Annotated in this window: 16 protein-coding genes; 3 read left to right on the plus strand and 13 right to left on the minus strand. The window is 42.2% G+C overall.

The genetic code is table 11. From position 1 onward, the window contains the following. Positions 1 to 13: 13 nt before the first annotated feature. Complete coding sequence (locus ACFFGT_RS09535; protein WP_377022290.1) at positions 14 to 1,792, minus strand: glycoside hydrolase family 9 protein; 1,779 nt, start codon at positions 1,790 to 1,792, stop codon at positions 14 to 16. A 337-nt stretch (positions 1,793 to 2,129) separates the two neighbouring features. On the opposite strand from ACFFGT_RS09535, the gene ACFFGT_RS09540 reads away from it, so the two are divergent. Continuing rightward, positions 2,130 to 2,471, plus strand: coding sequence for a hypothetical protein (locus ACFFGT_RS09540; RefSeq protein ID WP_377022291.1), 342 nt, complete (start codon positions 2,130 to 2,132; stop codon positions 2,469 to 2,471). Between the two features lie 44 nt (positions 2,472 to 2,515). On the opposite strand, the gene ACFFGT_RS09545 is transcribed toward ACFFGT_RS09540, so the two are convergent. Next, positions 2,516 to 4,309: a beta-N-acetylhexosaminidase gene (locus ACFFGT_RS09545; protein WP_377022292.1), complete on the minus strand. Its 1,794-nt coding sequence runs from the start codon at positions 4,307 to 4,309 to the stop codon at positions 2,516 to 2,518. 346 nt (positions 4,310 to 4,655) lie between these two features. Between ACFFGT_RS09545 and ACFFGT_RS09550 the strand changes: the two genes are divergently transcribed. Next, positions 4,656 to 6,182 (plus strand): hypothetical protein, encoded by a 1,527-nt coding sequence (locus ACFFGT_RS09550; RefSeq protein WP_377022293.1) that lies wholly within the window; start codon positions 4,656 to 4,658, stop codon positions 6,180 to 6,182. A gap of 92 nt (positions 6,183 to 6,274) precedes the next feature. Here the strand turns inward: ACFFGT_RS09550 and ACFFGT_RS09555 are convergent, their stop codons facing one another. The 7 genes from ACFFGT_RS09555 to ACFFGT_RS09585 form a co-directional block, all read right to left on the minus strand. Beyond that, positions 6,275 to 7,687 carry an efflux transporter outer membrane subunit gene (locus ACFFGT_RS09555; RefSeq protein WP_377022294.1) on the minus strand — a complete coding sequence of 471 codons (1,413 nt, stop codon included), beginning with the start codon at positions 7,685 to 7,687 and terminating at the stop codon, positions 6,275 to 6,277. 65 nt (positions 7,688 to 7,752) lie between these two features. Beyond that, the gene (locus tag ACFFGT_RS09560) at positions 7,753 to 10,953 is read right to left on the minus strand and encodes an efflux RND transporter permease subunit (RefSeq protein ID WP_377022295.1); all 3,201 of its coding nucleotides are present in this window, start codon (positions 10,951 to 10,953) and stop codon (positions 7,753 to 7,755) included. Between the two features lie 24 nt (positions 10,954 to 10,977). After that, positions 10,978 to 12,129 (minus strand): efflux RND transporter periplasmic adaptor subunit, encoded by a 1,152-nt coding sequence (locus ACFFGT_RS09565; protein ID WP_377022296.1) that lies wholly within the window; start codon positions 12,127 to 12,129, stop codon positions 10,978 to 10,980. Between the two features lie 418 nt (positions 12,130 to 12,547). Continuing rightward, positions 12,548 to 13,150 carry a TetR/AcrR family transcriptional regulator gene (locus ACFFGT_RS09570; RefSeq protein WP_377022297.1) on the minus strand — a complete coding sequence of 201 codons (603 nt, stop codon included), beginning with the start codon at positions 13,148 to 13,150 and terminating at the stop codon, positions 12,548 to 12,550. A gap of 141 nt (positions 13,151 to 13,291) precedes the next feature. Next, entirely contained in the window at positions 13,292 to 13,807 is a 516-nt protein-coding gene (locus tag ACFFGT_RS09575) for a DinB family protein (protein WP_377022298.1), read from the minus strand. A 95-nt stretch (positions 13,808 to 13,902) separates the two neighbouring features. After that, complete coding sequence (locus ACFFGT_RS09580) at positions 13,903 to 15,063, minus strand: MFS transporter (RefSeq protein ID WP_377022299.1); 1,161 nt, start codon at positions 15,061 to 15,063, stop codon at positions 13,903 to 13,905. Positions 15,064 to 15,121: 58 nt separating this feature from the next. Then, the gene (locus ACFFGT_RS09585) at positions 15,122 to 15,292 is read right to left on the minus strand and encodes a hypothetical protein (protein WP_377022300.1); all 171 of its coding nucleotides are present in this window, start codon (positions 15,290 to 15,292) and stop codon (positions 15,122 to 15,124) included. 237 nt (positions 15,293 to 15,529) lie between these two features. Between ACFFGT_RS09585 and ACFFGT_RS09590 the strand changes: the two genes are divergently transcribed. Beyond that, positions 15,530 to 16,696 carry a putative sensor domain DACNV-containing protein gene (locus tag ACFFGT_RS09590; RefSeq protein WP_377022301.1) on the plus strand — a complete coding sequence of 389 codons (1,167 nt, stop codon included), beginning with the start codon at positions 15,530 to 15,532 and terminating at the stop codon, positions 16,694 to 16,696. 164 nt (positions 16,697 to 16,860) lie between these two features. On the opposite strand, the gene ACFFGT_RS09595 is transcribed toward ACFFGT_RS09590, so the two are convergent. From ACFFGT_RS09595 to ACFFGT_RS09610, 4 genes are all read right to left on the minus strand, one after another. Then, positions 16,861 to 17,133: a hypothetical protein gene (locus ACFFGT_RS09595; RefSeq protein ID WP_377022302.1), complete on the minus strand. Its 273-nt coding sequence runs from the start codon at positions 17,131 to 17,133 to the stop codon at positions 16,861 to 16,863. 156 nt (positions 17,134 to 17,289) lie between these two features. Beyond that, positions 17,290 to 19,422, minus strand: a complete 2,133-nt coding sequence (gene pnp / locus ACFFGT_RS09600) for a polyribonucleotide nucleotidyltransferase (RefSeq protein ID WP_377022303.1) — start codon at positions 19,420 to 19,422, stop codon at positions 17,290 to 17,292. Positions 19,423 to 19,549: 127 nt separating this feature from the next. Further along, positions 19,550 to 19,828, minus strand: a complete 279-nt coding sequence (gene rpsO / locus ACFFGT_RS09605) for a 30S ribosomal protein S15 (protein WP_377022304.1) — start codon at positions 19,826 to 19,828, stop codon at positions 19,550 to 19,552. Between the two features lie 358 nt (positions 19,829 to 20,186). Further along, complete coding sequence (locus ACFFGT_RS09610; protein ID WP_377022305.1) at positions 20,187 to 21,140, minus strand: adenylyltransferase/cytidyltransferase family protein; 954 nt, start codon at positions 21,138 to 21,140, stop codon at positions 20,187 to 20,189. Positions 21,141 to 21,185 lie beyond the last annotated feature (45 nt).

A 21,185-nucleotide genomic window follows, 5' to 3' on the forward strand; every position in this document is an offset into this window, starting at 1 on the left:
TGCCAGCCCCTGATTACTGTTGCGCAGCCATTGCCGTAACCGCCTGTAAATACCAGGCGGCATGCGGTAACCATTGCTCTGTCCAGCGCCATTCGTTGCCATCATCTTTCATTTTAAAATCGATGCCGCTGCCGTCGGGGTTTTCTTTTTTTCCGGTGATGCCGTTAGAAATACCGCCTTTGCCCGATCCATGCCCAAAGTTCGAGCTCATGTATGGCACATTGTTTTTACCATACTGGTACATAAAACACATTTGATATGGGTTACATCCCAAAACCCAGGCTATTTGGTGTGATGCGTATTCGGCCAGTTCTTTTTTTACGCCCCAGCCTCCTTTTTCAGGATATACCAGCCGTCCGCCTACCAATGCCGCCGTAGCCAGCGAACCCAGGCGGGCATTTTCGCCCTGCCACCACCAGCCGGTTTCATTTTCATGCGGGATAAAAAAGCCATCTTTAACAGCGCCCCTGAATTTAAACGACTGCCGCGCATATCCAAATGGGTTATCTACATTATCCGTTACCGTCAGATTATAATCCAAAGCCCTTTTTATGGTTGATAATGCCGCTGTGCGATCAGCAGCTTCTTTTTCCTTATCCAAGTACCTGCACAAGGCAATAACAGGTAAGCCGGCGTCGGCCGCGTGCCAGAAAGGCCTGTCACCATCATCGGCTATAAAATAACCGGCAGGGCTCATTCGCTTGTTAAGGTTTTGCGCACGTTTGCGGGCTTCATCGCGGTACAGGGTACTATCGGTAGCTATCCATAATTCGGCAGCTGCCATCAGGGCACAGTAATCATCAATGATATTTTCTTTGCCGTCGTCATCATATTTGGTATTGTTAGCCAATAAATGCGCAAAGGCCCGTTTGGCAGCGGCCAGGTATTCGGAAGATTTAAAATCGCCGTCCTTTTTCAACTGCGAGATCCGCGCCAGTGAAGCAATGGCCATGCCCCCACCCTCACGAAAAGCAGCCTGGTATTCATCGGTAGTAACGCTATTTGCTTTCAGCCCCACAACACGCCTTGCTTTGGGATCTTTATTAAAGTAACTGAATACGATCATGTAAAAATAATCGTCCTTTGATAAGGCCCGCATCATGTAATCGGCACCCCAAAGCGCCTCGTTCACCATGCCGTCATAGCTACCCAGTTTATTTAGTAAACGCGGCGCGGTTTGTACTGTATTGATCATTGACCATGTTACCAGCGGTATTTGCTGCGGCGATACGAAATTGGCATAAGCCAAATGCGAAAAGTACTTACTTACATCGCCCGAGGCATCACACCAGCCGCCACGCAGGTCAACTGTCTTCTCACTGCCGTAAAGTTTAACAACCGAATCAGCCTGCCATTCGGTTGGTGTGTTGGCGCGTTGCCTGTTGTAGTAACTCAATACCGACGGAATAGTGGTTACCGCCAGTGCATTCTCTTTTATCTCAAACCAATCGGACTGGAAATGAAAGTCTTTGGTACCAATGTAAACCTTATATTTCCCCTCTGCTTTAAACTCCGAAAAGTCGGCCTGGTAAAAATATCCATTCTTATCCCATTCCTCCAGCTTTAATGGCCCTTTTAACTGGGCAATATATACAACCTTACCTTTCAGGTTTTGTAATGCGAAAAGTATGCCAGGCACAAATTTGGTATCGTTACGCACAACAACAGTTTTTGCCCCCCGGGCATCATAAGCCACCTGGTTCATGTAAAAAACAGGTTCGGCCTTGCAAAGGCAGCAAAACAGTGTAAAAAAAACAGAAAGGATAATCCGGCAGCGGTTAAAAAGGCTCATGTAAATGCGGTTTAATGATGGTTGCAATTTACGGTATTTACAAATCGGGAGATATCAATTGCCTTTAAAAAGCATTAAGCCTTACCCCTAATTCACCACTACAATGTATTCAAACAGGCTTTTATTGTTTATTGGTGCGCGTAAAAACAAACTATCAGATACATCCTGTTTTACCCGTTTTATTTAGGTAACTTTGAAACTCATAAAAATTAGCCGTTATAATAAGCTAATTAATTACAACGCATTTATGCCGGGAGATTTAACAAGCTCCTTAACCCGATAACCGAAGCCCTTGTATCTGTATTTTACGAGGGCTTTCGCTTTTTACAAACACAATATGGACGAAAGAAATTATTTGAGCACATGGCAAAAGTACATGCCTGTAATACGCCTGCACTTGAAAAGAAGCCTGCAGGAAGAGCAGCAGTTTAAGTTAAACATAACTGATTTTGAAGCGGCCGGCAGCAGGGGCAAATCTGGTTATACCTTTAACATTAATATGGAAAATGGCAAGGTTACCAACAACATCAGCGGATCGGCAGTGGCGCGTGACCTGTACGAACTCCTTAAAGCTGACGAAGCCATCAAAGCGCTTTTAAAAGAAAAAAATGTAAAAATAAGTGTTGGCAAGTCGTTTGTCCTGAGCATTAAAACCACTCACTTATCTACTTACAGATAATAAGATCCGGAAGTAATTTCAAAAAGGAAATAACCTGTTAATGGCTATTTCCTTTTTTTATGTGAAGATTTTTGGCTTTTGCCCGATGATGACGATTTTTTTGAAGACGATGATTTTTTAGACGATGAATGTTTCGATGATGAAGACGAATGTTTTGACGAATGACTGCTCTTTTTAGACGACCGTCCATGCCTTCTTCTTGGACGGTAACCTTCATCATCAATATTCTGATCTGCCGGTCTTTCCATTTTTCTGATTTTGGGGCCAAAATCAATAGCCTCATCATGGAAAAACTTATCAAAAGGGTTAAAATAATAAACACCGGCTGCATCGTAGATCTTGATGCTCGCTTTTAAACGGTTATTGAAAGCCTCTTCGTCCTTAAGTTCGGGGGCTGTCCAGCCAGCCTCAGCCAAACCGGCTATACGCGGGAACAGCATAAAATCAAGGCGCTTTTCAGAACCTATCATCTCTGTCCAGATATTGGCTTGTACCCCTATGATCTGTTTGGATTGCAGGTCTTCATTAGCTTGCAATTGTTTTTCGGGGAAGCCATAAACACTGCCTACAGTGTTGTATACACCTTTCCACCTACGGCCGGAGATATGATCGGCATCCTGCACAAAATCAAAATACATTGGCAAACGCGGGCAAAGCACCACCTGGTAGCCTTTTTGGATAGCTAAATGCAGCTGCCCGGGTAAATTTTGTCTCCACCAAAAAATAATGGTTTTATCGGCAGGCAGGTTTGTGCCTGTAGCCTCATCCCATGCCAGTATTTTACTGCCTAAGCTGGTAACGGTATCAGCCACCCGTTTAAAGAAATAACGCTCCAGCTCGGCCACATCAGCAAAATTATTCTTCTGCATAAATCCGGCAATTGAAGGGTTAAGTGACCAGGCTTTCACGCCCAATACTACCTCATCACCACCCAGGTGCACCATCTTAGCCGGAAACAATGCGTTAGTTTCTTTGATGATATTACCAAGGTACTGGTAGGTGCTATCGATTGCGGGGTTAAAAGTAAAATTAGGATAACCTTCAACACTGCCGCCGCTAAATTGCGGGTATGCCTTGTTGGCTGCCGTAGCATGGCCCGGCATATCAATTTCAGGTATCACGGTTATATACCTTTCAGCAGCATAAGCAATGATCTCTTTGATCTGAGCCTGGGTATAATATTGCGGATCGGCAGATGAATCACTGTAATTACCTATTCCACCAATTAGCGTTAGTTTAGGATATTTTTTGATTTCCAAACGCCAGCCCTGTGCATCGGTTAAATGCCAGTGAAATTTGTTCAGTTTGTAATAGGCCATCCAGTCAAGGATCTGCTTAACCTTTTCCATCCCAAAAAAGTGACGCGATTCATCCAGCATTAATCCCCTCCATTGATAACGCGGGGTATCGGTAATGGTTAAAGATGTGAGGTTGATAGTTTCGCCACGAGGCTGATCTTTGATCATTTGCAGCAAGGAGATCACCCCATAAAATACCCCGTCGCGGTTTGATGAGGAGATGGTAATTTCATTGGCAACAATTTTAAGGGAATATGCACCGGCGGTAGGATCGCCATTGGTTAAAAGCAAATGAATAACACTGCCTGCATCTTTATTATCAACCGCAAGCGTAAAACCGGCCGACTGGCTTACCTGCTTTTGAAAATAGCGTGCTATAGGCAATAACGAAGCATCATTTACGCCAACGGTGCTGTGATTACTAAAAGTGAACTGCCCGGTACCGTTAATAACAGACTTAGGCTGAGGAATTATATTGACATTTTGCGCCCGCAAGTAGCCGGAAAACAAAAGGAATACAAGTGCGATTTTAAATTTCATTCAACAACAACTCAAATAGTTTGGGGCTGCTATGATATGAATTTTCTTTCAAAAACAGGGTAATTTGTTTGTAACAAAGTGTTTAAATCACAAACCAGGCCGTCTGTTATTCGTAAGATCATCAATCCCTCACGAAATCATCTATCAATGCATACTGAGAGTTGTATACATTTCTTTACAATTTTTGAGATATGATTGTGAAGTTTAGCTATATCAGTATGTGAAGCGTTACGAAAATCACTAAAATTACCAAAACACAAAAGAACAAACCGCAAAACGAGCGTTCTAAATCAGATGCAAATTACTAAATTACAGCAATTTACATCAAACACAACCACTATATTCTATGAACCAGGCTCGCATCAAAGAGGCGGGAAGGAATATTTCAGGCCTGTTATTCCGCAACAAATATTTAATTATTACCTCGGTAGTAATTTTTGTTGCAGCAGCTTCAGTTTATTTACTTTTTTCATCCCCCAAATACAAAGTGAAGATGGAGTTGGCCACTGCCGGCGATTGGCAATTACCAATAACTGCAATTAATGAATTGCGTTCTGAAGCCGCGATAGAAAAAGCGGTAAATGAGTTAGGGTTTCAGGTGAGCTACTATCGCAAGGGAACTTTTACAACAACAGAGATTTACGGCGATTCGTTGCCCATTAAATTCATGCTTGGAAAGGGAAGCACCTATAATTCACCAACTGAAATCACTATTAATTTAATCAATGGCAGTGTCTGCAGGATCGATCAAAACAACGTACTCACTGATATACCTTTATACCACCCGGTTAAATACGGCTCTTTAGATTATATGATAGTAAAAGGGCCTGCCTTTAAGCCTGTGCAACCACCGTTAACAGTAAAACTCACTACCTCTGCCAACTTAACTGAACATTTCAGTAAAATTTTGGATGCAAAAATTTTGAGCGGTAACAGTTTTGAATTGAGCTTAAATGCAGATAATGCTCAAAAGGGACAGGATTTTTTGAATAAGCTTGTAGAAGTTGTTAACGCCCAATATACCAAAACAGATTTACCCGGCAAACCGGCGGTTGTTGACAGCTCATTGCTTACTAAATTAAATGACAGTATAACATACTATAAAGCAATGGCCGATAAATACCGCGAACAGCAAGCCATACTGAATAACATCAAAAAGCCAAGGCCATTGCCGAAACCAAAGCCGAGGCCCGTACCGGTGCAGGCTGAGTTTACTGAAAAAGAAAGAGCCGGCTTAAATACACTTACTGCCGTTAAGTCATATGCATTAAAACCTAATGACCCTTTTGTTTTAATACCAGACGATTATCATGTTAACGACAACCGTATCGAAGCACTCATACAGGATTTTAATAAAGCACAGCTTGCTAAACAGCGGGTACAGCAGGACTCAGACAATGCCGAAGCAAGCGTTTACGCTTTCAAACTCGAAATTAACTCCATAAAGGAAGCACTCGTTAACAGCATAACGCTAAAGGAACAAAAAATCAGGGATGCTCGTCAACTTAGAGATGCCCGCCAACCCAGGGATATTGAGCAACCTAAAGATATTGAGCAGCCAAAAAATGTGGAACAACCAAAAAATTCAAAATCAATAGCATCATTTTTATCATTGCAGCTAAATGATTCGCTGGCTCAAATAAATGCCGCAATTAAGGGCAAACAACAACAGTACAACAGGTTATTACATGGATCAGGCACACAGAACCCTCACCCGGGGATTACTATAACTGAAAAGTCCAACATACGGGGATCAATGATTTATAAATCGTTGTCAGTATATTTTTTTTCGTTATTGGCAGGTTTGCTGTTACCTGTTTTATTGCTGACTATAAATGAATATATAACATCGACAAAAAAAAAGGCGGCATAATAGATGCAAAGAAGCGTATTACCCATTACATGCAAAACGGCTGATCATAAATTATGATCAGCCGTTTTCGTTTTCATAGGGGTAGATAAAGATTATTTCCAGCCGCCGCCTAATGAACGGTAAAGCTCAGCATTGGCGCTAAGTTGTGCCATTTTTATGGAAGCCAGCTCAAGCTCACCTTGTAATACATTACCCTGTGCGGTTATCACTTCAAGGTAGTTGGCAAGGCCGTTTTTAAATAACATGCTGGCATTGCTTGTAGCCTGTTGCAATGTTTTAACACGGTTTGCGGCTATAGCCTGCTGCTCTTTAAGCTTTTGAAGCCTTACCAAAGCATCAGACACCTCACCTACAGCATTCAGTACCGACTGGCGGAACTGGATCACTGATTTTTCACGATCAACCTTAGCAACTTCGTATTGGGTACGTAATTGTTTGTGTTGTAACAATGGTTGTGCTATACCACCTGCAACTGTACCAAACAATGAAGCCGGAATATTAAACCAATTACTTGATTTAAATGAGTTTAAACCTCCCTGCCCGGTGATGGTTAACGAAGGATAAAGCTGCGCTTTGGCAATGCCTACCCTTGCGTTGGCAATGTTCAACGCCAGTTCAGAACTCCGTACATCGGGCCTGCGGCTTACCATAGCTGATGGGATGCCTGTTGAAAGGGTTTCAGGGAAGGTAATATCATTCAGGGTAACATTACGTTCAATAGCATCAGGCAACTTGCCGGCCAATATACTCAGGCCATTTTCCTGAACTGTGATATCACGCTCAAACTGAGGCACCAGTTGTGCAGCGGCCTCCAACTGAGCCTGCGCCTGCTGTACGCCCAAAAGGGTTACCTGTCCGGCATCGTATTGCAATTTGATAATGCGTAGGGTACTGTCATTCAGTTTTACGTTTTTCTTAGCAATATTCAGTTGTTCATCAAGCATCAGCAGGTTATAATAACCTTGCGATACACTTGATACAATGTTGGTTTGAACAGCTCTTTTTGCTTCATTAGTTTGCAGGTACTGCGCTAAAGCTTCACGATTTTGGCTGCGGATTTTACCCCAGATATCAGCCTCCCAAGAAAGGGCCAAATTAGCCGAATAATCTTCGATATGTTTGGTACCAAGATTATACTGTGAAATACTTAAGCCGGTAACGCTGTTATCAGACGGACGGTTGGTACTTGCTGTAACATTTAAGCCAACGGTAGGTACATAATTCCATTTCACCTGTTTAAACTGCAATTGTGCGGCTTCGATATTTTTAACCGCAACCTGCATATCGTAATTTTTAACGATGGCGCTGTCAATCAGTTTCTGAAGGGCGGCATCGGTAAAAAAGTTTTTCCATTGCAAGTCGGCAATGCTGCTGGTATCGCCTGTAGTAACCGCGTTCCTGAAATTCTCAGGCAAGCCATCCTTAGGTGTAGCAACATCTTTTGAAACTTTACAGCCTGCCAGCACCACCAGTGCAATGGCTAAACTGCCTATGATATTTTTCATTGTTTTATCTTTTTAAACTATCACGGGTTTAAAACCCATGATAGCTTTTGTTGATGTTTAATTGATTAAGCTGAAACTTCGGTTTCTAATACAGCTACTTTATTACCATGCGCATCGCCGTGATTAGCAGGTATTGGTTTGCCGCTTATCCTTTCCTGTAATCCCTGGAATATTACATACAATACCGGGATAATGAATAAGCCAAACAGTACGCCTGAAACCATCCCGCCTGCGGCACCAATACTGATAGAGTGGTTACCCTGTGCAGATGGGCCGGTTGCGATACTCATCGGGAACAAACCGAACACGAAGGCCATTGAGGTCATGATGATTGGACGGATCCTGAGCTGGGCAGCTTCAATAGCCGACTGAACCAAGCCATGCCCTGCCCTGCGCCTTTGCACCGCGAACTCCACAATAAGGATGGCGTTCTTAGCCAGCAAGCCGATAAGCATGATCAGCGCTACCTGTACATAGATGTTGTTTTCGATACCGGTTAAACCTAATACGATAAACACACCAAATAAACCTGTAGGGATTGAAAGTATTACCGCCAATGGCAGGATATAACTTTCATACTGTGCTGATAATAAGAAGTACACAAATATCAAACAAAGCAGGAAGATTATAGCTGACTGACCACCTGAAGCAATTTCCTCACGGGTTTGGCCAGAGAACTCATAAGCAAAACCGGCTGGCAATTGCTCTTTAGCCGTTTCCTGGATAGCTTTGATCGCATCACCAGAGCTGTAACCCGGTTTAGGGATTGCGTTTACTTCAATAGAGTTAAACAGGTTATAACGTGAAGCTGTTTCTGAGCCATAAACACGGGTTAATTTAACCAGGGTATTGATTGGCACATTTTCGCCTGCCTTGTTTTTAACAAATACCCTGTCGATAGCTGAAGGGTCGGTCCTGTCGGCAATATCAGCCTGAACAACCACACGGTAGTATTTACCGAAACGGTTGAAATCTGATGCCTGTGCAGTACCAAAGTAAGCCTGCATTGTTGACAAAATATCTTTAACACTTACACCCAACTGATTAGCTTTTTCATCATCAACTTCTAATTGTAATTGAGGATAATCTGCTTTATAAGAAGTAAAGGCGTAAGCAATTGCCGGTTTCGCCATCAGCTTGCCGATAAAGTTATTGGCAACGCCGCTAAATTTATCCAACCTGCCGTTGGTTTTATCCTGCAGCATCACGTCCAAGGCTTCCACGTTACTAAATCCCGGAACAGTTGGGAAACTGAACACGAAGAAAGTACCGCCCGGTATGCCTGCTAACCTGCCCCTAACTATATTTTGAATGGCATCGATATTTTTAACCTCACCCCTCTCGTCTGTAGGTTTTAACAACAGGAAGATTACACCTGCTGACGGACTGCTGGATTGGGTTAAGAAGTTGAAACCAGACAGCGCGGTAACAAACCTTGCTGATGGTAAAGTTTTCAACTGATCTTCGGCCTGTTTAAAGGTCTTGTTAGTTCCTGCTAATGAAGTACCTGATGGTGTATTAACGGCTATGGCCACGAAGCCCTGATCCTCAGTAGGAATAAAGCCTGTTTTTGTTTTGTTTACCATATAAACGGTAGCAACAATTATTAAGGCAAGGCCGGCCATGCTGATCCATTTATTACGGATCAGAACTTTCAGGCCCCCAACGTACCTGTTGGTCATATAATTGAACCCGCCGTTAAAGCCTGCGTAAAATTTATCTACAAAACTTTGCTTCGGCGCAGCGTGACCATCCTGGGTATGTTTATTCTTTAAGAACAAAGCAGCCAAAGCAGGACTTAAAGTTAAAGCGTTAACAGCCGATATAACAATAGATATGGCCATGGTTAACGCAAACTGCCGGTAAAAGATCCCTGTTGAACCGGTCATGAAACTCACCGGTAAAAATACCGCCGCCATAACCAGCGTAATTGATATAATTGCACCGGTAATCTCGTGCATAGCCTCGGTGGTTGCCGCTTTAGGGCTAAGGCTTGGGTCATGCTCCATTTTGGCATGCACCGCCTCCACCACCACAATGGCATCATCCACCACAATACCGATGGCCAGTACCAATGCAAACAGCGTTAAAAGGTTTACAGAGAAACCGAACAGGTTCATGAAGAAGAACGTACCTATAATAGCAACCGGAACCGCTATAGCCGGGATCAGTGTCGACCTGAAATCCTGCAGGAATACAAATACTACAAGGAATACCAATATAAAGGCTTCTACCAATGTATGCTCAACCTGGTTAATTGACTCGTCAAGGTCGGTTTTTGTACGATAGAACTGATTGTATTTAATGCCGACAGGAAAATCTTTCGATGCTTTTTCCATCAGCTTGTCAATCGCAATCTGAATTTCGTTGGCGTTTGAACCGGATAACTGTATAATACCGATAATGATACCATCGTGCCCGTTCAGGTTACTTACGCTGTTATATGAATAAGCACCCAATTCAACACGTGCTACGTCTTTTAAACGTAATACCGAACCATCTGCATTTGCACGGATGGCGATATTCTGATATTCTTCCGGTTTGGTAAGTTTACCTTTATATTTAATTACATATTCAAATGCTTCGTTACTGCGTTCGCCAAATCTACCTGGTGCTGCTTCCAGGTTTTTGTCCTGTATAGCGGCAGTTACTTCGGCAGGAGTAACATTGTAAGCTGCCATTTGGGTAGGGTTTAACCAAATACGCATAGAATAATCCTTGATACCACCAAAGATACTGGCAGAACCCACACCCGGAATACGTTTAATTTCCGGAACGATATTGATCTGTGCATAGTTGGCTACAAATGTTTGATCGTATTTTTTAGGATCCTCAGAATAGATAGCCATAGCACCAATAAAGCTGTTTTGCTGTTTGGTGGTGGTTATACCATATTGTAAAACCTCGGCAGGTAACTGGCTTGAAGCCTGTGAAACACGGTTTTGAACGTTTACAGCAGCCTGATCGGGGTTAGTACCCTGTTTAAAGTAAACGGTGATACCTAATGTACCGTCGTTACTGGCAGTAGAGGTCATATAGGTCATATTTTCCACACCGTTGATCGCTTCTTCCAATGAAGGCGTAACGGAACGTAAAATAGTCTCGGCATTGGCGCCCGGATATACTGCAGATACCAATACTGCCGGAGGGGCAATATTAGGGAACCGCTCTAAGGGCAATTTTGTTAAACCAAGCACGCCCACTATCACCAACAATATGGAGATAACAGTTGAGAGTACCGGTCTTTCTATGAATTTCTGAAACATGACTTTAAAGTTTAAGTGTATGTATTATTTTTTTACTACAGCGGCTACTTTGTCTGCCGCTTTTTGAGGCTGAGGCTGTATAACCATACCTTCCTGTAGTTTATCTATGCCCTCTAACACAATCTGGTCGCCAGCTTTAATAGCCTCTTTGTCTTTAACCAGGTAGTGATCGCCTGATTTACCAATTATGTCGATGGCTTGTTTTTTAACTTTGCTGCTATCGCCAACGATAAATACAAATACTTTATCCTGCATTTCAATAGTTGATGCTTCAGGCACGATCAAAGCATCTTTATGGTTCAGGCTTAAACGGATCTTGCCAGTGTTACCTGAACGTAAAAGACCGTCGGGGTTTGAGAAATTTGCCCTTAGGGTAATAGCGCCGGTGTTTTTATCAAACTGACCGTCGATGATATCTATTTTACCTTGTTTAGCGTATTCTGTATTATCAGCAAGTAATAATGATACTGATGGCACATTTTTCAATTTATCTTTCAGGCTTATACCAGGATATTGTTCTTTAAAGGCAACAAAATCTTTTTCGCCTAATGAAAAGTAAACGTGTACATCATGAACATCTGATAATTGGGTAAGTGCTGCAACATCTGCCGGGGCAACCAGGCTACCTTGTTTCTTTTCAAGCCTGCCGATATAGCCGCTTACAGGAGCTTTTATTAAGGTATAACCTACATTAATCTGCGCAGTAGCTACATTAGCTTTAGCCGATTCGATATTGGCTTTAGCTACATCAGCTGCTGCTTTAGCAGTTTTTAACTGGTAGTCAGAAACTACTTTATTTGCAACCAGCGGTGTTAATTTTTCAACTTCCAATTGCGCGTTTACCTGAGCCGCTTCGGCTGCATGTAAGCTTGCTAAAGCATTATTTAAAGCCGCGCGGTAAGGTTGTTCGTTAATTTTAAATATTGGCTGACCGGCAGATACAAAAGCGCCTTCGTCAACAAATACTTTATCTAAAGTGCCGCTTACCTGTGGCCTGATCTCTACGTTAACAGTACCTTCAATTGAAGCAGGGTATTCCTGGTAAGTAGTTTCGGTACCTGTTACTATAGTGGCAACCGGTAAGGCCGGCGGCGGTGGTGCTGTTGGAGCTTGAGGTGCAGATGAACATCCGTATAATGTTAAAGCTGCAACTGCTGCTAAAATGAGTGTTTTCATGAGTGATGATTTTAAGAGTGGTGAATGGATAGGATTAGAATAAGCCCCTGGGCTTGTGATATATGATGAATTGATTGTTTTCATTGTTTTACTGTTGCCGACTGTTTTTCAATTGAAATGCCAGTTTTATATTTAACTGCATATCAACCATTTATAATAATAAGATTTAATTTAAAATACCTTATATCGTGATATTCACGATTTTCGATCACGATATAACAAAACGATGCACGCTAATTACAGCAACTGCATAAATTAGATGTTACAACACCGTTAAATCGTTTAACACTGTTAAATAGATTTTGTGGGTTGTGAGTGAGCTTTTCCATTGTATTAAGAGTTTGTTTTAAAAAGTGCTTAACAATTACCTAACACTGTAAGATGATTTAACAGTGTAGCTTTCTGATCACAGAAAGACCTAATCTTTCATTGACCTGATGATCCCGCCTATGGTATCTTTCAAAACCTGGCGGTTAACTTCGTCAGAGAATCCCCTGCTTAGTAAGTTGATGGATACCAATCCGTGTACTACCGACCAAAAAGTATAGTATTTTGTACAAATCATTTCGTCGTTGATATCCTTTATTTGCATCAGCTGCATGATTGCTTCGCTAACTAAAGCAGTAAAGCGCTGGGCTTCCGGCATTGCCTTTATCATTTCACAGCAACAGTTCATCTGTACGCCAAACATGACCTGGTAAAGTTCTTTATTTTCAAAAGCAAAGTTCCAGTAAGCAAGCCACATGGCTTCCAGTTGCTCTTCGGGCAGGCGATAGTTTTCCTTTGCTACCTCCATATCCTTTGATAAGATCAAATAGCCTTTGCGTGTAAGTTCCATTAATATAGCATCCTTATTTGCAAAGTATTCATATATAATGGGCGCGGTGTATTCAATTACATCGGCAATCTTACGCATGCTTAAAGCCTGCCAGCCTTCATGCTTAACTATGTGGAGCGCGGCATCCAGAATATTGACCCTGGTTTCCTCTTTTAAGCGCTGTATACGTTCTTTACTTGCCATTTTGATTACACTATTAAATCATTTAACAGTGTTAAGCAAAAGTATAACGGTTTCAGGGATTATTTACCATCCCTTTGTAAAAAACGTTTCATCCAATTGTCACGGATTAAACCTTTTGAGGCAAATCCGGTCGGTGAACGCTTATTTCTTTACCAGGTAAACCAATTGCCCAATATGATAGCCCTGGTGTATAGTACGATTAATCAGGATATTTAATCTGTTACGGTGTGGCTCTTTTGCAAAATCATCGGCAGTTATGGCACTATGCGGCTTAAACCAATCTTCGGGTTGCATCGCATTCATCTTTTCGGTCAAAACCTCGTTTACTTTGGCCCAGTATTGCTTAAGCTCGGTCAACGAAGGTTTCTCCAAACCGGAATTTTCAGGGCTCTTAACAAAAAGAGCATCAAGTTGGGGATAGAGCCTTTCACCCAAACCTAAGAAAGTAAACAATCCGTCGCTAACAGCAGTAAGATGGCCCAGCAGGTAAACACCGCTATTCCGGCCGGGAGCTGTTTCGGCAGCAAGGGCTTCGTCGGTCAGTTTATCAAGCAAACCGTTTAAGCGGCTGTTTTGCAGCTCCCAGTTGGAGACTACCATCTTGATAAATAATTCTGTTGACGGCTGTGTGCTGATTTCGGTAATGTTTGTGCTCATTTTTTGCAGATGTAACATCAAACCGTTCGATTTGATGTTACAATTATAAGCTAAAACACAATCGACAGAAACAGAGACTGACTTATTTGACAAAACTATGATACCACGGGCACATCCTCTATTTTACTTACCATCCATATCATCATGGCAGCAAAGGCGGCAACAACAAAGAAAGCTATTTGCAGGTTGGCTGCCTGGGCAATAAAACCAACTATCGGAGGTACTATAACAAAGCCAAGGTACCCCACTGTTGATATCGCGGCCAATGCCTGGCTGCTGTTCATAGTTTTTGATTTACCTGCCATGCTAAATATCAGCGGTACTATGCATGATACCCCCATGCCTATCATAGCATAGCCTAAATAAACGGTTAAAGTATACGGTAAAAATACCGATACCAGCAGGCCGGCCAAAACCAGCATACTGCTATAAGTTAAAACCTTTTTGATGCCAATAGCTGATACCACCCTATCGCCCGCGAAACGGCCAATGGTCATGGTAACCATGTAAACTACAAAGCCGGCTTCGGCAAATGATTTGGTAGCGTGTACTACCTTTTCAAAATAAACGCCGCTCCAGTCATACAGCGTGTTTTCGCAGGCCATAGAAGCAAAGCAGATTAACGAAAATTTAAGCAGGTGTTTATCGGGCATAGAAAATACCGATTTATCAGGTGTTTCGGCTGGCTGATAATCATATGTAGAAGGATAAAATATTGCAGAAAGGATCAGCATAGCAATCCCTACACCCAATAAATGGTATGAGGGCGCTACGTTAAACAATACCATCAGGTAACCAACAGCAGCCCCACCAAAACCGGCCAGGCTCCATATGCCGTGAAATGTTACCATGATTGATTTATCGTACAAAGCCTGGATCCCCACAGCCTGCGAGTTCATAGATAAACCTAATATATTGCGGGTTGAGCCTACAAAGAATAAAACTATTATCAGCTGCCACATATAAGCCATAAAGCCGGGCAGGCAAAGCACCAAACTAAAAGCCAGCGCCCCTATCAGCATCATTGTACGGCTGCTGAAATGTTTGATCATTTTGGCCGTTAAAGGCATAGTAAGCATCAGGCCAACAGGCATGGCAAACAACACAAGCCCTAACTGGGCTTCATTTAAATTAAGCTGATGTTTTATGGATGGAATACGCGAGGCCCATGAAGAGTAACCGAAGCCCGAAACGAAGAAGAAAATACTGTTGGCAATCCGCATTTTTGATTTGCCCGCAGCCGTTAACTGATCCATACCGCAAATTTATAGATAAATTGCATGTATAGATCGTGTTACTTTAATTTAATGCTGCTTACATACAAGGCTGCAATTGTTCACAAGGGTTTTCGATTTTTTGTTCTTTATGGAAAACCTTGTTGAAGCCCCGTTGTACATAAGTTAAGCCTAAGTTTAAAAGCGCTGATACCTGCAATGGAGTAGTATCAGGCAGTGTAAGTGATATGATGTGAGATAGAAGTTTCATGATTACATTATCGTTTCCGGCTGCAAAAGTGCTACAATAAATCAGAAAAAAAATTGACGTACATTAACAACTGACTTTAGGCAGATAATTGCACGCAAGTATGATAAACACTTGACAATGTATTGTTTAAACAAGTTTTAAAATTAGCTGTTTAAACCAATTATCCGCCAATTGCAATATTGAGGCGTTTGTTTGTAAGCCTGTTTATTTAGCTTTACTTTTGAGATAAGTATTTAAATGAAAGACACCACCAAAACTTTGAGTTCAGGACCTACATATAAAGCAGCCGGTAAAGTGGCAACCATTATCGAAAGGCATTTCAGGCATTTTCACACCAAAGCCCTCGCTGATAACGATGAGATAGATCTTGCTCCTACCCCCAGTTGTACCACTATCGAATCACTTATCGATATCTCATTTTGGGCAAGCTTGCGCCGGGAAGAGGGATTTTCACCAAAATTCACCCTGGCTTTTTTGCCGCCCGAAGCCGCCGGTCAGCCGTTGCTGTTTGGTGGCAAAATTAAACTCGCACCTAATATCCTGACTAAATTTGCTTCGGCAGTACAACAGCCGGGCATCCATTTAGGCATCTGGATAGAAGATGATGAACTATACATCTGGGGAACTACCCTGGCTATTCCGGCTTACTGTTTTGTGCTGGAAGTAATTGAACCCGGATTATTAGTGATCAAACACCGCCGTATAGAGGGTTTTGGCAAATTTGTAAACATAGCCATATTAAAAGGCGACGATATTAAAGTAGTTGACGAGCACGGCTCCAGCATTTCTGATTGCCCTAATGTACTTTCGGCCATGCTTGATTTTACTTTGCCATCCCTATGGAATGATCCGGTAAACGTATTAGTTCAACTGGCTACCTCCATGCAAGCCCACAAGCGCGGCGGCATATTATTGGTTGTCCCCTCCGGAAGTGAAGAATGGCGCGAATCCATCATCACCCCGATCTCCTACCCCGTCGACCCTCCGTTTTCAGGGCTTACCGATCTGATGATTCACGAAGGCATCGACCGTTATCACACCTCATGGCAGGAAAAAATGCGCCGTGCGGTTGATACCATAGGCGGATTAACTTCGATAGACGGCGCTACGCTAATAAATGATAAACACGAGCTGCTGGCTTTCGGTGCCAAAATAGGCCGCTCAGAAAAAAGTTCGCCTATCGAAGAGATCGTAGTGACCGAACCAATTGTAGGCTGCTCAACCCGGGTGATCCACCCTGCACAAAATGGAGGTACAAGGCATTTAGCAGCAGCTCAATTTGTTTACGATCAAAAGGATGCTTTGGCATTAGTAGCTTCTCAGGATGGCAGGTTTACAGTATTTGCGTGGTCGCCGGTTGTAGGAATGGTGCATGCACACCAGATAGATATATTGTTGTTGTGAGTTAGTGATTGGAGGTTGGAGATTAGAGGTTAGGAAGACTCAGGCTTTGAAACTGGTAAATATGTCATTGCGAGCGCAGCGCGGCAATCGCATACTATACAGGGTGGCCATGCTTCGGTACGATTGCTTCATTCCTTGCAATGCCATGGCTTATTTGAGGCAGGCTAATCGCAATTCAACAAAAGATCATAGTATTTCCTCATCAGCACGGTATCATAATTAACCAGCGACTGATAAGCCTCTGAAACAAGCTCATTGAGGATGGATGAACCCAGCTGCCCGCCTCCGTTTGGGATGGAGTCGTAATACAAAATAATTTCTTTAACCCTGATTATTTCATACAATAACTGCTGAACCAGATCGGTTTGTGTGCCCGTCTGCATTCCAGCCGAATTGTTATTCAGAAAATCTAAAGGATCGTTAGTAGCAGGGGTCATTTTTTTATCAAACAGGATCGGAATTATGGTTCTATCAACAACGTGTTAACAGTTAGTAAGTTTAAACATCCGCTTTTTGTTTTAAAAAAATAAAAAAAATTTGAAACATAATAACAAAACCCTCATAAAGAGGGTTTTGTTATTATAAAAAATTGCTTAGTTACTTTGCTTTGGCTCTGGTTTAGGTAATAAAACCTTGCGCGACAGCTTCAGTTTACCTTGCTTATCTACATCAAGTAATTTTACCCTTACTTCGTCGCCTATCTGGAAGATCCCATCCATAGTTTCGATACGGCGGTGATCAATTTCAGATATGTGCAGCAAGCCATCTTTACCAGGCATGATCTCAACAAATGCACCGAAAGGCATGATTGATTTTACTTTACCTTCGTAAATTTCGCCAACTTCAGGTTTTGAAGCGATAGCGCGGATGCGTGATAAAGCGGCATCGATAGAAGCCTTGTTATCGGCAAAGATCTGAACAATACCCTGGTTGTCTTTTTCTTCGATAGAAATGGTTGCGCCTGTTTCACGCTGCATTTCCTGGATGATTTTACCACCGGGCCCGATAACTGCACCAATAAATTCTTTATCAATTTTAATGGTAACAATACGCGGTGCATGTGGTTTGTAATCGGCACGTGCCTCGGTAATGGTTTTAGCCATTTCGCCAAGGATATGTAAACGACCATCTTTAGCCTGGTTCAAAGCATTGGTTAATACTTCGTATGAAAGGCCGTTGATTTTCAAGTCCATTTGTACAGCAACGATACCATTTTTAGTACCGGTTACTTTAAAGTCCATATCACCTAAATGGTCTTCATCACCAAGGATATCAGAAAGGATAGCATATTTGGTACCCATTTCGTTGGTGATCAAACCCATTGCAATACCTGATACAGGCTCTTTGATTTTAACACCTGCGTCCATCAGCGCCAATGTACCGGCGCAAACTGTAGCCATTGATGACGAACCGTTTGATTCTAAAATATCAGAAACGATACGGATAGTGTATGGGTTTTCATCTTCAGACGGCAATACTTGTTTCAATGAACGCATAGCCAGGTTACCGTGACCAATTTCACGGCGACCAGCACCCCTGTTAGGCCTAACCTCACCGGTTGAGAAACCCGGGAAATTGTAGTGCAGCAGGAATTTTTGGTATCCGTTAATGAAAGCACCATCAATCATTTGCTCATCATCCTTAGCACCTAAGGTAACAGTAGTTAATGATTGGGTTTCACCGCGGGTAAATACCGCCGAACCGTGAGCAGATGGCAAATAACCAACTTCGCTCCATATCGGGCGGATCTGGGTAGTGGTACGGCCGTCTAAACGTTTGCCTTCGTCTAATACAAGGTTACGGATAGCATCATACTCCACATCATGGTAATATTTTTTAGCAAGGCCTTTAGTGATTTCATCTATCTCACCTAAGGTTTCGATATAAGCATCACGTACTTCTTTAAATTTAGCACCACGTTCTTCTTTTGCTGATGCAGCAGAAGCAATGGCGTAAACCTGGTCGTAAGTAGCAGCATAGATGGCTTTTTTCAATTCCTCGTTGCTGTGCTCATGGCTGTAAACGCGTTTTTCAGTTTTACCAACTTCAATGGTCAGTTCTTTTTGAGCTAAACATTGTAATTTGATAGCGGTATGGGCAAATTTGATGGCTTCAACCAATTCAGCTTCCTGGATCTCTTTTGATTCGCCTTCAACCATGTTGATATCATGCTCGCTACCGGCCACAATAAATTCTAAAGTAGCACGCTCAAGCTGGCTTAAAGTAGGGTTGATTACCAACTGACCATCAATTTTAGCAACACGTACTTCAGAGATAGGACCGTTAAAAGGAATGTTAGATACAGATAAAGCTGCAGATGCTGCCAAACCGGCTAATGCATCAGGCATGATATCTTTATCAGCAGATATCAAAGAGATCATCACTTGTGTATCAGCGTGATAATCATCAGGGAATAATGGACGCAAAGCACGGTCAACCAAACGGGAGATCAATACCTCATAGTCTGATAAACGAGCCTCGCGGCGTAAAAAACCACCTGGGATACGGCCTGTGGCAGCATATTTTTCCTGGTAGTCAACAGATAATGGCAAGAAGTCAACTCCTTCTTTAGCTTCAGGCGACGATACAACAGTAGCCAGCAACATGGTGTCACCCATTTTTACCACTACCGAACCATCCGCTTGTTTGGCCAGTTTACCTGTTTCGATCTCAATGGTGCGTCCGTCGCCCAGATCAATAACTTTTTTAATTACGTTTAAACTCATCTTTTTTTGTTTGTGATGCACTTTTCATCTTCGGGAGCGCATCGGATTTTATGTGTGTAAATATATGTTTCAAAAGTAAAAAAGCCATCCTAAAATGGGGATGGCTTTTAAATAAAAAAGGAGAGAATTACTTAATGATATCCCTTAGCTGTAAAGCCTTGATGATAGCACGATATCTTTCAATGTCTTTTTTGTATAAGTATGCAAGTAACGCGCGACGTTTACCTACTAATTTTTGCAGTGATAACTGGGTTGAAAAATCATGTTTGTTTTTTTTCAGGTGACCGGTTAAGTGCGCGATACGAGTGGTGAATAAAGCTACCTGTCCTTCGGTCGAACCAGTGTCAGTTGCTGACTTACCATGTTTTGCAAAGATCTCTGCCTTTGCTTCTTTACCTAAATACATTACTTGAATAATATTAAAGCGTTAACTATTTTATTAATTGTGGGTGCAAAGATAGTGATTTATTATGCAAAAGCAAGGGGCGGGTTGATTTGTTTTTGGGGTGATGGTGAATGGTTGGATTTAAGGTAAGTAGTTGATTAAGTTGGATTAGGTGAATGGTTTTGAGTTATATATTATTATCATACTGCCTAATCCAAACTGCCATCCGAATTATGGCGTTACCTGCGGCCCGCGCTATCCGCTTATACTGCACAAGCATTAGCCACAAGGCCGGTATCCGCTACTATCGCTAACGCAGTTTTCGTAAACATTAAACCAACCACTCACCTAATCAACCCAATCAACCACTCACCTAACTTCACAACAAATACTCCTCTGCTTTACCATATTTTTCCAGCTGCCTGATGCCGGTGCTTGAGATGTGCTCGAACTCCATATCACAAAAAATAGCAGTTACACTAATATTTTTACCGCCAAGTTCCTGCAGGTAGCGGTATTGGTTCAGTTCGTATTGCAGGTCGGAGCCGTTTCTGAGCCCGCGGATAACGGTGACATCATAACCAAGGTTATCTATAAATTCGGTAAGCAATCCTTCGTAAGTTTCAATTTGCCGGTACCTTAAAGCCTCAGGCAATTCATAAGTAGCCGTATCCTTACCGGGATTAACGCCCCTTACTATGATCACCTTATCAAAAATACGTTCGGCTTTTTGCAGTATGTTGTAATGCCCTTTATGGAAAGGATTAAAACTTCCCGGATATACAGCAATACGAGGTTTAAAATTTTCTACGTAGGTTATCAAATAATCCAGGGCAGGGTTATCAACGCCTTCCTGCAGGTTCTTTAATACTTCTACCCGTTTCTCCCTGTAAATTTTGTGGTCAACAAACTGAAACTCCTTAAAGATCTGCTGTTCGTAAACCAGCAGCTTATCAAAAGGCTGCTTTAGGACATTAAGATCGGCAGCACTGAATATTGCTGATAATGCCGAACCCGGCTTGTGATGTTTAGTATCTAATATAATATCTGTTACGAGAGATTTAAGCGCTCCATCCCCAGTAAAAACTTCGTTAAAATACTGCGCCGAGTCCTCTTCGTTTGTACCCGATCGCGGATCATAAATAATATCATGGAAAATAGTGGCCAGCAGCAATACATCATTATTACCGTAACCCTGGTTTTCTAATTGTTGCCATAGATCATCCAAATGCTCAAGGGTGTGGTAAAACCGATGGACTTCGCGATATCTGTCTAAAACAACAGGATCAACACCTAAGGCGACCAGTCTTTCTGCTTTTTCGATGATTTTCATAGACGTTTAAATTGTGGGTAATTTTACGAAGCACCTCATACAATA

The organism is Mucilaginibacter angelicae (genome assembly GCF_042434235.1).
Lineage (GTDB): Bacteria > Bacteroidota > Bacteroidia > Sphingobacteriales > Sphingobacteriaceae > Mucilaginibacter > Mucilaginibacter angelicae.